At 59.9% G+C, this 15,089-nt stretch carries 13 protein-coding genes; 10 read left to right on the top strand and 3 right to left on the bottom strand.

The window, feature by feature from the left end:
* Positions 1 to 15 precede the first annotated feature (15 nt).
* Positions 16 to 807, bottom strand: coding sequence for an IclR family transcriptional regulator (locus tag D1820_RS16745; RefSeq protein WP_102897491.1), 792 nt, complete (start codon positions 805 to 807; stop codon positions 16 to 18).
* A 134-nt stretch (positions 808 to 941) separates the two neighbouring features.
* Here D1820_RS16745 and D1820_RS16740 point away from each other — a divergent pair, with 134 nt between their 5' ends.
* The 10 genes from D1820_RS16740 to D1820_RS16695 all read left to right on the top strand — a co-directional run bounded on the left by D1820_RS16740 (position 942) and on the right by D1820_RS16695 (position 13,075).
* Positions 942 to 2,192: an ABC transporter substrate-binding protein gene (locus D1820_RS16740; protein WP_118069829.1), complete on the top strand. Its 1,251-nt coding sequence runs from the start codon at positions 942 to 944 to the stop codon at positions 2,190 to 2,192.
* Between the two features lie 155 nt (positions 2,193 to 2,347).
* Positions 2,348 to 3,286 (top strand): carbohydrate ABC transporter permease, encoded by a 939-nt coding sequence (locus tag D1820_RS16735; protein ID WP_205521417.1) that lies wholly within the window; start codon positions 2,348 to 2,350, stop codon positions 3,284 to 3,286.
* Positions 3,286 to 4,134, top strand: coding sequence for a carbohydrate ABC transporter permease (locus D1820_RS16730; protein ID WP_118069827.1), 849 nt, complete (start codon positions 3,286 to 3,288; stop codon positions 4,132 to 4,134). The genes D1820_RS16735 and D1820_RS16730 overlap by 1 nt, the downstream gene beginning before the upstream one ends.
* Positions 4,131 to 6,230, top strand: a complete 2,100-nt coding sequence (locus D1820_RS16725) for an alpha-galactosidase (protein ID WP_118069826.1) — start codon at positions 4,131 to 4,133, stop codon at positions 6,228 to 6,230. Before D1820_RS16730 ends, D1820_RS16725 begins: the two co-directional genes overlap by 4 nt.
* On the top strand, positions 6,227 to 7,942 hold the full coding sequence (locus tag D1820_RS16720) for an IlvD/Edd family dehydratase (RefSeq protein WP_118069825.1): 1,716 nt from the start codon (positions 6,227 to 6,229) through the stop codon (positions 7,940 to 7,942). The genes D1820_RS16725 and D1820_RS16720 overlap by 4 nt, the downstream gene beginning before the upstream one ends.
* Entirely contained in the window at positions 7,942 to 8,712 is a 771-nt protein-coding gene (locus D1820_RS16715; RefSeq protein ID WP_118069824.1) for an SDR family NAD(P)-dependent oxidoreductase, read from the top strand. The genes D1820_RS16720 and D1820_RS16715 overlap by 1 nt, the downstream gene beginning before the upstream one ends.
* The gene (locus tag D1820_RS16710; RefSeq protein WP_118069823.1) at positions 8,709 to 9,677 is read left to right on the top strand and encodes a 2-dehydro-3-deoxygalactonokinase; all 969 of its coding nucleotides are present in this window, start codon (positions 8,709 to 8,711) and stop codon (positions 9,675 to 9,677) included. The genes D1820_RS16715 and D1820_RS16710 overlap by 4 nt, the downstream gene beginning before the upstream one ends.
* The gene (locus tag D1820_RS16705; RefSeq protein ID WP_118069822.1) at positions 9,674 to 10,285 is read left to right on the top strand and encodes a 2-dehydro-3-deoxy-6-phosphogalactonate aldolase; all 612 of its coding nucleotides are present in this window, start codon (positions 9,674 to 9,676) and stop codon (positions 10,283 to 10,285) included. The genes D1820_RS16710 and D1820_RS16705 overlap by 4 nt, the downstream gene beginning before the upstream one ends.
* Complete coding sequence (locus D1820_RS16700; protein ID WP_118069821.1) at positions 10,275 to 11,147, top strand: SMP-30/gluconolactonase/LRE family protein; 873 nt, start codon at positions 10,275 to 10,277, stop codon at positions 11,145 to 11,147. Before D1820_RS16705 ends, D1820_RS16700 begins: the two co-directional genes overlap by 11 nt.
* A gap of 8 nt (positions 11,148 to 11,155) precedes the next feature.
* Positions 11,156 to 13,075, top strand: coding sequence for a beta-galactosidase (locus tag D1820_RS16695; RefSeq protein ID WP_118069820.1), 1,920 nt, complete (start codon positions 11,156 to 11,158; stop codon positions 13,073 to 13,075).
* Between the two features lie 57 nt (positions 13,076 to 13,132).
* On the opposite strand, the gene D1820_RS16690 is transcribed toward D1820_RS16695, so the two are convergent.
* Positions 13,133 to 13,918 carry an ATP-binding cassette domain-containing protein gene (locus tag D1820_RS16690; RefSeq protein WP_118069819.1) on the bottom strand — a complete coding sequence of 262 codons (786 nt, stop codon included), beginning with the start codon at positions 13,916 to 13,918 and terminating at the stop codon, positions 13,133 to 13,135.
* A 1-nt stretch (position 13,919) separates the two neighbouring features.
* A complete protein-coding gene (locus tag D1820_RS16685; RefSeq protein ID WP_040172408.1) occupies positions 13,920 to 15,041 on the bottom strand; it encodes an ABC transporter permease in 1,122 nt (373 codons plus the stop codon).
* Positions 15,042 to 15,089: the final 48 nt, after the last annotated feature.

The following is a 15,089-nucleotide window of genomic DNA, read 5'->3' as shown; positions in this document are numbered from 1 at the left end:
TCTTCTCCCCTTGGGTTAACTTGGAAATTGCCAGGTCTCGGCAGCGGTTGCGATGTCCTTGGCCGTTTGCAGCAATGCCGGGCGCAGAGCCGTCAGCCCCTCCAGCGACTGACGTTGCAGCGATGATGTGATCGACAGCCCGCCCATCACTTTGCCCGCCTCCGACAGGATCGGGGCGGCAATGCAGATGATACCCGGTTCATGCTCTTCCCGATCAAAGGCCACACCATCACGGCGGATCTCGGCAAGCTCGTTCAGCAGCGCCTCAGGTGTTGCAAGGGTGTGCGCGGTGTGGGCAAAAAACGCCTGCCTGCGAATGGCGTCGGCCTGTGCATCAGCTGACAGATGCGCAATCATGGCCTTGCCAACACCGGTGCAATAGCCCGGCCCGATCTTTCCAGCCTGGCTGAACATTTCAATCGGCGTTTCGGCATTGCGCTTGTCAACATAGAGCACCTGCCCACGATCAAGCTGCGCCAGATGAATGGTTTCCCCGACATCCGCAGACAGTTGATCCAGATAGGGACGTGCCACGGGTGCCAATGCGCTTTGCCGCCACGCAGCATGGGCCAAGCGTACCAACCGCAGGCCCGGTGCGTAGGTCTGATTGGTTTCGTCGTAGGCCAACATCCCCTGATTGGTCAGGGTCTGGACCAGCCGGTACAGCGTTGCTTTCGGGTGGTCGGATGCGGCAAGCACCTCGCCAAACCGCATCGGGCGGCCAGCCTCGGCGATCTGATCCAGCACCGCCAGCGCCTTGCCGACGGTACCATCCGCCTCTCGTGATTGGGGCGCAGCTTTCGCCATCACTGTCCTTTCTCTGACCGAACCCAGCCGATGTAACTGTTGACATCCTTAGCCGAGCGCGTTCATAGTTTCAATAGTTGGAATTTGGTTCCACTATATGAAACCAAAGAACCTACGTCAACAGGGAGGACGTCATGAAGACTTTGAAAGGAACGGTTGCGGGTCTCGCTCTCAGCCTTGGCCTGGCTACTGCGGCACAGGCTGAATTGAGTGGCACGCTCAAGATTTTTTCGGACATGTCCAATCCTGCGCCCCGCGCAGTGATGGAGCAGATGGCGGAGGAATTCGACGCCATGCATCCCGATCTGTCAGTTGAACTGACCGTGATCGACCGCGAAGCCTATAAGACACAGATCCGCAACTTCCTGTCGGCGAATCCGCCCGATGTGGCCAACTGGTATGCCGCGAACCGTATGCGGCCCTACGTCTCTGCCGGCCTCTTCGAGGATATCAGTGATCTATGGGCAGAACCTGACATCGCCGATGCGCTGGCCTCCACCAAAGGCGCGATGACGCTGGATGGCAAGCAATGGGGCGTGCCCTATACCTACTACCAGTGGGGTGTCTACTACCGCGAAGACATCTACAATGAGCTCGGTCTCGAAGAGCCCAAGGACTGGGCAACCTTCAAGTCGAACTGCCAGAAGATCCTCGATTCGGGACGCAAATGCTTCACGATCGGCACCAAGTTCCTGTGGACCGCGGGCGGCTGGTTTGACTACCTGAACATGCGCACGAATGGGTATGACTTCCACATGGCGCTGACCAACGGCGAAGTCGCCTGGACCGATGACCGCGTGAAGCAGACCTTCGCCAACTGGCGCGAACTGATCGATATGGGGGCCTTCATCGACAACCACCAGTCCTACAGCTGGCAGGAAGCCCTGCCATTTATGGTCAAGGGCGAGGCCGCGGCCTATCTGATGGGCAATTTTGCTGTGGCGCCGCTGCGCGAAGCGGGCCTTGGCACGGATCAGCTGGACTTCTACCAGTTCCCCAGCATCAACCCCGATGTCGAGCTGGCAGAGGACGCACCAACGGACACCTTCCACATTCCGTCCGGCGCACAGAACAAGGAGGCCGCACGCGCCTTCCTGCGCTTTGTCGTGTCAGCTGACAATCAGACCAAAATCAACGGTGGCGCAGCCCTTGGTCAGTTGCCGGTCAACTCTGGCTCTTCGGTCGATGATGACGAGATGCTGAACCAGGGGTTTGAGATGCTGTCGTCCAATTCCCCGGGTGGTATTGCGCAATTCTTTGATCGCGATGCGCCTGCCGAAATGGCCTCGGTCGCGATGGAAGGGTTCCAGGAGTTCATGGTGTTCCCGGACAATCTGGATGACATCCTGAACCGGCTGGAGAAGGCACGCGAGCGGGTCTACTGATCAGCGCCATTTTCCCAAACAGCAAGGCCGACAGTCGCCGGCCTTGCCCACCTCATGAGTTCCCGGCGCCCTGACGCCAGATCGCCATCCGCCTGTCAGGACCGGTGATCAAACCACGCTATTTATGATAACAAGGGAGATTTCCCGTGGCTGAGATGAACCTCGCTCCAGAAACCGGATCGTCTGCCACCTCACCCGGTGTCAGTGACAGCTGGCTCAGGCGCAACCGACAAGCACTTGCGCCTTGGCTGTTTCTCGCACCCGGCGTGATCTTCTTTCTGTTTTATGTAATTTTCCCAATTCTGCAGAGCTTCAACCTGTCGTTTTATCGCTGGGACGGTCTGGGTGACCCGCAGTTCATCGGGATGGAAAATTACCGGGAATTGATGGATGACCGCGCATTCGAGGTGTCTCTCTGGAACAATCTCAAATGGCTGCTGCTTTACCTCCTTGCGATCCCGGCAGGCCTGTTCATCGCCTTGTTCCTCAATCAGACCATGACAGGTATCCGCCTCTACAAATCATTGTTCTTCTTTCCGTTTGTGATCAGCCAAGTTGTTGTCGGGTTGGTGTTCAGCTGGTTCTATGACCCCACATTCGGCCTCCTTAATCAGGTGTTGGCCTGGGTCGGCCTTGGTCCGATCAATGTGCTGGGCGATCCGACGCTGGTGACCTATGGCATTATCATTGCCGGCCTCTGGCCCCAGACAGCCTATTGCATGATCCTCTACCTCACTGGCCTCAATGCGGTTGACCCCGAACAGGTCGAGGCGGCGCGTCTGGATGGCGCAAAAGGCGCCAAAATGCTGTGGTATGTGATCATCCCGCAGCTGCGTCCGGCGACCTTCGTGGCGTTTGTCGTAACCATCATCGGCGCGCTGCGCAGTTTTGACCTCATCTCCATCATGACCAACGGCGGCCCATTTGGCTCAAGCCGGGTGCTGTCGTTCTATATGTTTGAGAAGGCGCTGTCCGAATATGGCTTCCGCATGGGCTATGGCGCGGCAATTGCTGTGCTTCTGTTCCTGATCATGCTCTGCTTCATCGCCTATTTCCTGTGGTCCATGTACCAAGACGACAAAGGGGGCCGCTGATGTTTCCGAAACCCATCCAGAACAGCTCGCGCGCGTGGCAGACAACCTATCAGGCGCTGGTCCCTGCGGCCCTTGTCATGTGGCTGCTGCCGCTGATCGCTGTGGCCATCTTCTCGATCAAACCAGAGGCCGATTTCACCACCGGGAACTACTGGGGGGTGCCCTCCTCCTTCGAAGGGCTCAGCAATTACGGCCGGGTCTTCTTTGGCTCCGACATGCCGCGCTACCTGCTCAACTCTGTCCTGATCACCGTACCAACCGTGATCGGTGCAGTTGCCCTGTCCTGCATGACGGGCTTTGCGCTTGGCGTGTATAAATTCCGCGGCAATCTGTTGCTGTTCTTCATGTTTGTGGCGGGCAACTTCGTCCCGTTTCAGATCCTGATGGTGCCGGTGCGCGATCTGACGCTGGACATGGGGCTTTACAACACGAAGACGGGTCTGGTGCTGTTTCACATTGCCTTTCAGACCGGCTTCTGCACGCTGTTCATGCGTAACTTCATCCGCGCCCTGCCCTATGAGCTGATAGAGGCGGCCCGCGTCGAAGGTGTCGCGGAGTGGCGGATTTTCTGGTTCGTGGTCCTGCCGCTGATGAAACCCGCAATTGCGGCGCTGAGCGTACTGATCTTTACCTTCATCTGGAACGATTATTTCTGGGCGGTTGTCCTGACTCAGGGCGCCGAGAGCCAGCCGGTGACAGCAGGCATCACCTCTTTCAACGCGCAATACCGAGCGGCTTATCATCTGATGAGCGCAGGCAGCATCGTCGCGGCCCTGCCGCCGGTTGCAATGTTCTTCCTGATGCAGCGCCACTTTATCGCTGGTCTGACTCTGGGGGCCGTGAAGTGAGCACGATCACCAGTATCCGCTGTTGGGCGCTTCAGGATCAGAGGCAAAGCCTGATCCTCGCCGCCCATGGCACAGATTTGGCCGAGATCATCTACTGGGGGCCGCGCCTGCCGGATGGGACTGATCTGGAGATGCTTGTTGCCGCCGCGCGCATGGATGTGACGGGGGGCATGCTGGATGCCGTGCCGCCGCTGTCGATCTGCCCCGAGGCCCGGCGGTCCTTTTCCGGACAGCCGGGTCTGTCGCTGACAGACAGCACAGGCAAGGCGCTGCTGCCGCGCTTCGCGTTTGATCGAGCGGAAGAAGACGACCTGAGCCTCATCCTACATTACCACGACACCGGCAACGGTCTTCGCTATCAGGCGATGTTTGAACTGACGCCCACAACCGGCATGATCCGTGCGCAGGCCTCGCTCGCCTCCGAACAGCCGATCAGCGTGAACTGGCTCTCTGCACCAGTCTTTCCGGGGCCTCAGAACAGTCACGAGATGATCGATTTTCATGGTCGCTGGATCGGGGAGTTTCAGACCAGCAGGACACCCTGGAGCGCCGGCGCGAGGCTCAGGGACAATCCCACCGGTCGCACCGGGCATGAGTATTTCCCCGGCCTGATCGTGCCCTGCACAGGCACCACGAACAGCCAAGGATCCGCCTACGCCTTCCACTACGGCTGGTCCGGAGGCCACAAAATGCTGGCTGAGGAACTGCCCGACGGGCGGCGCCAGATCCAATGGGGGCACGCAACCGGCAGCCGACGCGCCCCCGGCATCAAATTTGAAACCGCGCCGCTATATGCAGTGTTCTCGGATCAGGGGATAAACGGTTGCGCCGTTGCCTTTCAGCGTCATCTGCGTGACGAGATCCTGCAGCCCCCTGCCCCTACGCGCCCGCGACCGGTGCATTACAACTGCTGGGAAGCGGTCTATTTCGACCACGACCACGCCGCGCTCTGCGATATTGCAAGCCGGGCCGCAGCTTTGGGAGCCGAACGGTTCGTGCTGGACGATGGTTGGTTCGGCAAACGCGATGACGATACCAGTTCCCTCGGCGACTGGACAATCGATGCGCGCAAATATCCCGATGGGCTGATGCCTCTGATCAACCATGTTCATGCAGAAGGCATGACATTCGGCATCTGGTTTGAGCCGGAAATGATCAACCCGGACAGCGATCTGTTTCGCGCCCACCCCGACTGGGTTCTGGGCGATCCTGATCAGGTCCTGGGCCGACAACAGATGGTGCTGAATATCGCCCGACCAGAGGTTCAGGACTATCTCTACGAACGTATCGCAGCTGTGCTGGCCGCTCATCCTATCGACTATGTGAAATGGGATCACAATCGTGTGCTGCCGGAACCAGACAGCGCGCAAGCTGAGGCAGTTTATGCCCTTTTTGATCGGCTGCGCACAGACTTCCCCACGGTGGAATTTGAGAGCTGTTCATCCGGCGGCGGGCGTATCGACTTTGGCATTCTGTCACGCACCCATCGCGTCTGGCTCTCTGACAGCAACGACCCGTTGGAGCGGCTGCGGATCCAGCACGAAGCCGCGCTGTTCCTGCCCATGGTCGTGACGGGCAGTCACATCGGGCCACGTAAGTGCCACACCTCCGGTCGCATAACCGACATCCGCCTCCGCGCCTGGGTCGCGGCACAGCGGCATATGGGCTTTGAAATGGACCCGCGAGAGCTGAGCGTGGATGAGGCCAAGGTCGTGCGCGATGTAACCAACTGGTGGAAAGATAACCGGCATTGGACCGAGCGGGCGGATATTCTGCGCCTCGACAGTGACGATCCGGCAGTGATCGCAGAGCTGCAACGCGCCGAGGATGGCAGTCGGTTTGTCGCCTTTGTCGGCCTCTCAAAAGCCAGTGCGCAGATCCTGCCCCGTCCGCTGCGCTTCACTGGACTGGATGCGGATGCGACCTACGACATCCGCCTACTGAACCGCGACGACGCCCCCGGCCTGTCGCGTGGCTCTCCACTCCTGAAAACCGAAACCGCGCCCCTCAGCGGCCAATATCTGATGCACCAAGGGATCACCCTGCCCTGGACCTTCCCACAGTCGATCTGGGTGATTGAAGGAACACGCCTATGACCAAAGACAGACGAAATCGCGCCTGGTACGGCAAACTGGACAAAGACGGATTTATCCACCGCAGCTGGATGAAAAATCAGGGGTTTCCCGATCACGCCTTTGACGGCCGTCCGATTATCGGGATTTGCAACACATGGTCCGAGCTAACGCCCTGCAACTCCGGCCTGCGCGATCTTGCCGAAGGGGTGAAGCGCGGCGTTTGGGAGGCGGGCGGGTTCCCTGTGGAATTCCCGGTCATGTCGCTGGGCGAAACCCAGATGAAGCCAACCGCGATGCTGTTTCGTAATCTCCTCGCGATGGATGTGGAGGAATCGATCAGGGCCTACGGCATCGATGGTGTTGTCCTGCTCGGCGGTTGTGACAAGACGACCCCCGGCCAGCTGATGGGCGCCGCCTCTGTCGATCTGCCCGCCATCGTGGTCAGTTCCGGGCCGATGCTGAACGGCAAATGGCAGGGCAAGGATATCGGCTCTGGCACGGATGTATGGAAATTCTCCGAAGCGGTGCGTGCGGGGGAAATGACGCTACAGGACTTCATGGCGGCAGAATCAGGCATGAGCCGGTCCAAGGGCGTCTGCATGACAATGGGCACGGCCTCCACCATGGCGTCCCTCGTTGAAGCGATGGGGATGAGCCTGCCAACAAATGCCGCCCTGCCCGCAGTGGATGCCCGTCGCATGGCGCTGGCGCATCTGACCGGCAAGCGAATCGTCGAGATGGTCGAGGAGGATATCAAACCCTCCGACGTGCTGACCCGTGATGCCTTCATCAACGCGATCATGGCAAACGCGGCGGTTGGCGGCTCCACCAATGCGGTTGTTCACCTCCTTGCGCTGGCTGGCCGCGTTGGCGTTGAGCTATCGCTGGATGACTTCGGCCTTGGCAGTGATATCCCGCTCCTGGTCAACTGCATGCCCTCTGGCAAATACCTGATGGAAGATTTCTGCTATGCGGGCGGTATGCCGGTCGTGCTGAAACAACTGGCCGACAAGGGGCATTTGCGCAGTAACACCACCGTTCTGGGCGGCGATATCATGGCCTACGCTGATGGAGCAGAGTGTTTCAACAACGACGTCATCAAGAGCTTTGATAACCCGGTAAAACCTGCAGCCGGCCTGCGTGTTCTGCGCGGTAATCTCGCGCCCAACGGTGCCATCGTCAAACCCTCAGCCGCGACCGATCATCTGCTGGAACACGAAGGCATCGCCCATGTGTTTGAAACCATTGAGGACATGAAAGCCAACATTGACCGCGACGATCTACCGGTCACCAAAGACAGCATTCTGGTTCTGAAAGGTGTTGGCCCCAAGGGTTATCCCGGCATGCCCGAGGTCGGCAATATGCCGATCCCGCGTAAACTGGTCCGCGAAGGGGTGCGTGATATGATCCGCATTTCCGATGGTCGCATGTCCGGGACGGCCTTTGGGACAGTTATTCTGCATGTCTCGCCAGAATCACAGGCTGGCGGCCCCCTTGGCTTGGTGCAGACCGGCGACCGGATCCGGGTCAGCGCAAAGAATGGTACGCTAGACCTTCTGGTCTCAGCAGAAGAGCTGACAGCGCGGCGAGAGGCCTGGAAGCCGGATCCGCCGCATTACACACGCGGCTATGCAAAACTCTATGTCGACAGCGTGCTTCAGGCCGAAAAAGGCGCTGACCTTGATTTCCTGGTGGGCAAAGATACCCGCCCCGTCACTCGGGAGAGCCACTGATGAGCGATACCGCAATCTTTCCGGACCTGAAGGGCGCATCGGTTTTCATCACCGGCGGTGGCTCTGGCATCGGTGCCGCGCTGAGCGAAGGGTTTCTGCGGCAAGGCGCCAAGGTCGCCTTTGTCGGGCGCTCTGACGCCACCGACTTTGTCGAGCGCATGGAGGCCGAGACTGGCAACCGTCCCCTGTTCATCCAATGTGACATTACTGATATTCCAGCGCTGAAAGCGGCTATTAAGCAGGCAGCCGAAGCACATGGCCCGATCACCACACTGGTGAACAACGCGGCGAATGATCAGCGCCACGCCACATCGGATGTGGACGAAGAGTTTTGGGACTGGGCGCAGGCGATCAATCTCAAGGCCTATTTCTTTGCCTGTCAGGCAGTATTGCCGGGGATGCAGGCCGCAGGAGGCGGCTCGATCGTCAACTTCACTTCCATCAGCTACATGATGGGAAACAGCGGATATCCTGCATACACAACTGCAAATGCAGGCATAAATGGAATGACCCGGAGCCTCGCCCGCGAGTTCGGGCCTGACCGTGTACGGGTCAATGCCTTGGCACCGGGTTGGGTGCTCACGGATAAGCAGCTGGATCAATGGGCAACACCAGAGGCACTTGCGGCCCATCTGGAACGCCAGTGCCTGAAGGACCATCTGGCCCCTCAGGACATTGTCGGCTCCACCTTGTTTTTGGCCTCTGCAACAAGCCGCATGATCACCGGCCAGACTCTGGTGGTGGACGGCGGGGTTGTGGTGACGGGATGACAGCTCCGCCCGACCTCTCCCCAAATAGAACGTCAGACACATCTGCACCTGCATGGATCGCGGCAGACTGGGGGACAAGCCAGTTGCGGCTTTGGGTGATGGATGCCCGAAATCAAGTGATCGCCCGCCTCACCTCTGACCGTGGCATGTCACGGCTGAGCCCACAGGACTATGAACCCACACTTCTGGACCTCTTGGGCGATCATCTCCCAACGGGCGAAAGTAGCCCGCTCCCCGTTATCTGCTGCGGAATGGCAGGCTCGCGCCAAGGCTGGGCCGAGGCCCCCTATGCCAGCGCCCCCTGCCCGCCGCCAGGCATTGCCGAGGCCACCCAGCCGGCCATCACGGATCCACGCCTCGCGGTCTATTTGCTGCCTGGCATCAAAACCACGGATCCGGCTGATGTCATGCGCGGAGAGGAGACCCAAATCGCAGGGTTTCTTTCCCAAGGCAGCAATCAACAGGAAACCCAGGTCATCTGCCTGCCCGGCACCCACAGCAAATGGGTCAGGCTTGATCAGGGGCAGGTCACCAGCTTCTCCACCTTCATGACCGGTGAGATGTTTGCCCTGCTCCGGGGACAGTCCGTGCTGCGACACTGCGTATCTGAGGAGGGTTGGGATGACGCCGCTTTTACCCAGGCCATCAGTGAGAGCCTCGCAGCTCCGGCCTCGATCTCGGCGCGGCTGTTTCGCCTACGCGCAGATGCGTTGCTGACCGGCCAGCCACCAGAAACCGGTAGAGCCCGCCTGTCGGGCCTGTTGATCGGGGCCGAGCTTGCGGCGACCCAACACGACTGGTCCCGCCAACCCGTCACCATACTGGGCACCGATATGCTGGCCCGCTGCTATGAAACAGCCCTGTCCGCGCTGGGATGCGTGCCCCAGCGCGTTGACGCCGAAACCCTGACCCTTGCCGGCCTCTCAGCCGCCTATGACCAATTGCAAAAGAGCCAAACTCCATGAGCCGAAATATTATCGCCATCCTGCGCGGCCTGCGTCCTGACGAGGCACGCCCCATGACCGAGGCCCTGATTGCCGCAGGTATCACCAAGATTGAAGTCCCGCTGAATTCTCCCCAGCCCTACGACAGCATCGCCGCCATGCTGGATCAGGCGAAGGGGCGCGCCACAGTCGGTGCAGGTACCGTTCTCGATACCGATGCGGTTGCTCAGCTCTCAGCCATGGGGGCGCAGATGGTGGTGTCGCCCGACTGCAACCCGGATGTGATCCGCGCGACGAAAGCGGCAGGTCTGTTGTCTTATCCAGGGGTTTTTACCGCGTCAGAGTGTTTTTCTGCTCTCCGTGCCGGGGCGGATGGTCTGAAATTCTTCCCCGCCTTCAAACTGGGGCTGGACGGGTTTTCGGCGTTGAAGGCGGTATTGCCAACGGACGCTGAAACCTACGCTGTGGGCGGTGTCGGTCCTGACGACTTCTCAGCGTGGCAGAGGGCTGGCATAACCGGTTTCGGCATGGGGTCCTCTCTCTATAAACCCGGCCGCTCAGTCGAAGACGTCGCCCGTCTTGCGACAGAAACCGTTGCGGCTTACGATGAGGCCTTTGATGGCAGATGACCCAAAAATCCATGCAGCGGCGGCTCAGGTCCTCAGCGAAACCCGCTGCACCCTTGGCGAAGGGCCGCTGTGGCACCCGACCCGCAAGCAGCTGTTCTGGTTCGATATCCTCGAAAAGCGGCTGCTCAGCGTTGTTGGGGAAACGGAGATCCACTGGCAGTTCGACGACTGCGTGTCCGCCGCTGGCTGGGTCGATGAAACAACACTGATCATGGCCAGCGCCAACGCGCTCTGGCGGTTTGATATCGAAAGCGGCGCGCGGATCCATCTAGTAGATCTGGAGGCAGATCAGCCGCTGACCCGCTCGAACGATGGTCGGGCAGATCCCTGGGGCGGGTACTGGATCGGGACTATGGGCTATAAGGCGGAGTTCGGCCTGGGCGCGATCTATCGCTACTACCGGGGCGAACTGCGCCAACTGATAACAAACCAGACCATCACCAATGCGATCTGTTTTGCCCCGGACAAATCCTGCGCTTACTTCACCGATACCAAGACGGGCAAGATCATGCGGCAGCCACTTGCTGCGGAAGATGGATGGCCGATTGGTGCGCCATCGGTGTTTATCGATCTTAGCGGCGAAGATTTCGGCCCTGATGGCGCCATTGTTGACACGGAAGGCCGGTTCTGGAACGCGCAGTGGGGCGCAGGCCGTGTCGCGGTCTACACCCCAACGGGAGAGCTGACAGCAGTCTATCCGGTCCCGACCGCGCAGGCCTCCTGCCCAGCCCTGGGCGGGGAAGACCTGTCAGACCTGTTCATCACCACCGCCGCAGATGGGCTGGATGATCCGGCAGCGGGCAAGACCTACCGCATTCACACGACGGCCAAGGGCCAGCGCGAACACCGCGTCATTCTTTGAGGACAATCATGCAGCGCACGCTTGGCACCTGCTACTATCCCGAACACTGGCCTGAAGATATCTGGCAAGAGGACGCCGCACGCATGGTCGCGGCGGGGCTCACCTGGGTCCGCATTGGCGAATTCTCCTGGTCACAGATAGAACCTACCCCCGGTGATCTGCAATGGGACTGGCTGGATCGCGCCATCAATATCTTGGTCGCGGCCGGGTTGAAGGTGGTACTGGGCACCCCGACCGCAACGCCGCCGCGCTGGATGGTGGACCGCCACCCTGACATGTTTGCGCTGGATGCAGATGGCAAGCCGCGCGGCTTCGGTTCGCGTCGCCACTATTGCTTCAGCCACCAGGGATACCGCGCAGAGGCCCGGCGGATCGTCACACTGATGGCGGAACGCTATGGACCCGGCGAGCGCATCGCCGCCTGGCAGACGGACAATGAATACGGCTGCCACAACACCACGATTAGCTACTCTGACGCAGCCCGTGTGGCATTCGTGCGGTGGCTGGAAGAGCGGTACGACGGTAACATTTGCGCGCTGAACAGCGCTTGGGGAAATGTGTTCTGGTCGATGGAGTATGATCGCTTTGACCAGATCGGGCTCCCGAACCTCACAGTGACCGAACCGAACCCGGCCCATATGCAGGCGTTCCGACGGTTTTCATCAGACCAAGTTGTCAGCTTCAACCGCGATCAGGTGGAGATCCTGCGCGCCCATTCCGACGCGCCGATTGCGCATAATTACATGGGACGGGTGACCGACTTTGACCATTACAAGGTCGGAGAGGATCTGGAGATCGCCAGTTGGGACAGCTACCCTTTGGGCTTTCTTGAGGACCGGGTTGGGGCCAGCGCAGCAGATCAGCGCCAATATGCGCGGCAGGGTGACCCGGATTTTCAGGCTTTTCACCATGACCTCTACCGTGCTGTGGGGCGTGGGCGCTGGTGGGTGATGGAACAGCAACCCGGCCCGGTGAACTGGGCGCCCTACAATCCCGCGCCCCTGCCCGGCATGGTGCGGTTCTGGACCTGGGAGGCCTTTGCCCATGGGGCAGAGGCGGTTTGCTATTTCCGCTGGCGGCAGGCGCCTTTTGCGCAGGAGCAACTCCATGCCGGTCTACTGCGCCCCGATAGTGCAGAGACCCCCGCCATCTCCGAGGCACGTCAGGTGGCGGAGGAATTAGCAAACGCGGGTGAGGTTGCACCATCGCAGGCTCCTGTCGCGCTGATCTTCGACTATGACGCCGAATGGGCCTGGCAGGTGCAGCCGCATGGTCAAGGTCTGAGCTACTTCGACCTTGTACTGGATCACTACCGTGCCCTGCGTCGCGCGGGTCTGTCTGTTGACATCGTCCCACCGACTCGAAGTGACTTCACCGGATATGAGCTGATCCTTGCCCCCGGCCTGATGCACCTCCCGGATGACCTGCGAAAGGCACTGGCCGAGACGACTGGTCTGCGTCTTTATGGTCCGCGCACGGCTGCGCGGGATGCGGATTTCAAGATTCCAACCGCCCCGTTGCCGCCGGCTCTTCAGGGATTGGATGTGGTCATCGCAGCGGTCGAAAGCCTCCGACCGAATATGCCGCTGTCACTCGCAAACGGCGATGGCGCGGTTGTCGGCTATCTGGAAACGCTGGAGGGTGAGGCGGATGTTCTGATCGAAACCTCAACCGGTCACCCGGTCGCTGTCGCTTCGGAAAATCAGGTCTATTGTGCCGGGTGGCTGGATCCGGCGGGCCTGGATCGCTTGGTCGCAACGCTCTGCGCCCGCGCGGGCGTGACCATCCGCAAAATGCCCGAGGGTGTGCGTATGCGACAGACCGCGACGGAGGAATTCTGGTTCAACCATCTCACCGAGCCGGTAGAGACCGAGGTCGGCACGCTCCCGCCCGCAGGTGTTCTGCGCAGGGCACGCCAAGAGGTCTAAAACAAAAGCCGCCGGAGACTACCCCGGCGGCTTTTTTTAAAGGAATCTGGTATCGCCTCAGACTGTGCCGCCAAGGCTTCCCTCAAGCGTTGCCAGCTCCTGCCCGCCTGCCATCAAATCCTGCAGCTCCTCAGCGGAGATTTCGCCGCGCTCTGCCGTCCCGAGGGTCTGGCCCCGGTTCAGCACCGTGAACCGGTCGCCAACGGCCAGGGCATGACGCACGTTGTGGGTGATGAACACCACGGCCACACCCTGCTTGCGCACCTTGTCGATGGTGGCAAGCACATTGGCGGTCTGGCGCACACCCAGTGCCGATGTCGGCTCATCCAGGATCAGCACCTTCGCGCCGAAATGCACCGCACGGGCGATGGCCACAGTCTGACGCTCCCCCCCCGACAAGGTGCCAACAGCCTGATCCGGCCCACGCAGGTTGATGCCCATCTTGCGCATCTCTTCCATGGTGATGCGATTGGCGTAATCATGGTCGAATAGCTTTAACGGACCGATCTTGCGGATCGGCTCATTCCCCATGAAGAAGTTGCGGCTGACCGACATCAGCGGGATCATCGCGAGATGCTGATGCACCGTGGCAATCCCTGCGGCAATCGCATCGCGAGGATCCGCAAAATGCAGCGGCTCACCTTCGAACAGGATGTCGCCCTTGGTGGGTTTATGCACCCCGGACATGGTTTTGATGAAGGTCGATTTCCCGGCGCCGTTGTCGCCAAGCAGGCAGTGGCATTCCCCAGGGAATACGTCAACCGAGACACCGGCCAGCGCGATGACGCTGCCAAAGTGCTTTTCGATACCCTGCATGCGGATCAAGGGTTGAGACGTAGTCATATCAGCGCTCCCCTGTGATGACGCGGCGGATATAGGTGTTGAGGATGACCGCAAACAGCAGGATCAGACCGAGGAAAACCCGGAACAGCGAGCTCTCGACCCCGGCAAAGAACAGCCCCTGCTGCACCACGCCAAAGATCAGCGCACCGAGCGCCGCCCCCAGAACCGAGCCATAGCCACCGGTTAGGAGCGCGCCACCAATCACCACCGCGATGATGGCTTCAAATTCTTTCAGCAAGCCACGATCCGACCCGGCGCCGCCAAACTCCATCACCTGACAGGTTGCAAAGACGGTCGCGCAGAAAGCCGTGAACATGAACATCAGGATTTTCACGCGGTTGACAGGCACCCCGGAGTTCCGCGCAGCCTCAGCGTCACCGCCCGCCGCAAAGATCCAGTTGCCAAACCGTGTTTTGGTCAGGATGACATGACCAACGATCACCAGCAGAATAGCCCAAACGATGAGCATGGGCAGCCCCTCGACCACCGGCTGCCCCTTGCGGGTGCCGCGTTCAAAAACGGCGATCCAACCGTTGTCGCCCAACCACTGGAACAGGCCGGTCAGAATTTTGCCTCCAAACAGCGCCGCCATCCAATCGCCCTCGGCCGCGTCAGCCACCCCGCCAATGATGGTCTTACGTTCAATGGTCTGCGGCAAATAGATTGCAAAGCCGCGCAGGATGAACAGGAAGGCCAGCGTGACAATGAAGCTGGGCAGCCCCGTGCGCACCACGATAAATCCATTCAGCGCACCGATGGCTGTGGCGATTGCGAAGGTCACCAGAATAGCCAACCAGACCGGCCAGCCCAGCGTTACGCTGAAAATGGCGATCAACATTCCCGCGAACCCGATCATGGACCCGACCGACAGGTCAAACTCGCCCGCGATCATCAGCAGGCAGGCCCCAACTGCGATGATCATGAACTGGGCGGAGATCTGGCTCCAGTTCATCACGCCCTGGCTGTTGAACATGCCGCTGTCACCAGCAAAAATGAGGAACATCGCGAATACGGTGATGGTGCCGATAATGCCGCCCAATTCGGGTCGGATCATGGCTTCGCGGAATTTCGAACGGGTTTTGATCCGCTCGTCTTCCGCAAATTGGGTAGGTGCGTCAGACATAGTGCTCTCTCTGAAATAAGGGGCGGCTGATGTGTCTCAGCCGCCCGC

Source organism: Phaeobacter sp. LSS9 (assembly GCF_003443595.1).
GTDB lineage: Bacteria > Pseudomonadota > Alphaproteobacteria > Rhodobacterales > Rhodobacteraceae > Phaeobacter > Phaeobacter piscinae.
Note: the sequence above shows the minus strand (reverse complement) of the source record. Positions and strands in the feature narration are given on the sequence as shown.

What these genes read in the sequence shown, in the direction of transcription:
- D1820_RS16745 (WP_102897491.1), bottom strand. Translation starts at nt 807, where the DNA reads ATGGCGAAAGCTGCGCCCCAATCACGAGAGGCGGATGGTACCGTCGGC.
- D1820_RS16740 (WP_118069829.1), top strand. Translation starts at nt 942, where the DNA reads ATGAAGACTTTGAAAGGAACGGTTGCGGGTCTCGCTCTCAGCCTTGGC.
- D1820_RS16735 (WP_205521417.1), top strand. Translation starts at nt 2,348, where the DNA reads ATGAACCTCGCTCCAGAAACCGGATCGTCTGCCACCTCACCCGGTGTC.
- D1820_RS16730 (WP_118069827.1), top strand. Translation starts at nt 3,286, where the DNA reads ATGTTTCCGAAACCCATCCAGAACAGCTCGCGCGCGTGGCAGACAACC.
- D1820_RS16720 (WP_118069825.1), top strand. Translation starts at nt 6,227, where the DNA reads ATGACCAAAGACAGACGAAATCGCGCCTGGTACGGCAAACTGGACAAA.
- D1820_RS16715 (WP_118069824.1), top strand. Translation starts at nt 7,942, where the DNA reads ATGAGCGATACCGCAATCTTTCCGGACCTGAAGGGCGCATCGGTTTTC.
- D1820_RS16710 (WP_118069823.1), top strand. Translation starts at nt 8,709, where the DNA reads ATGACAGCTCCGCCCGACCTCTCCCCAAATAGAACGTCAGACACATCT.
- D1820_RS16705 (WP_118069822.1), top strand. Translation starts at nt 9,674, where the DNA reads ATGAGCCGAAATATTATCGCCATCCTGCGCGGCCTGCGTCCTGACGAG.
- D1820_RS16700 (WP_118069821.1), top strand. Translation starts at nt 10,275, where the DNA reads ATGGCAGATGACCCAAAAATCCATGCAGCGGCGGCTCAGGTCCTCAGC.
- D1820_RS16695 (WP_118069820.1), top strand. Translation starts at nt 11,156, where the DNA reads ATGCAGCGCACGCTTGGCACCTGCTACTATCCCGAACACTGGCCTGAA.
- D1820_RS16690 (WP_118069819.1), bottom strand. Translation starts at nt 13,918, where the DNA reads ATGACTACGTCTCAACCCTTGATCCGCATGCAGGGTATCGAAAAGCAC.
- D1820_RS16685 (WP_040172408.1), bottom strand. Translation starts at nt 15,041, where the DNA reads ATGTCTGACGCACCTACCCAATTTGCGGAAGACGAGCGGATCAAAACC.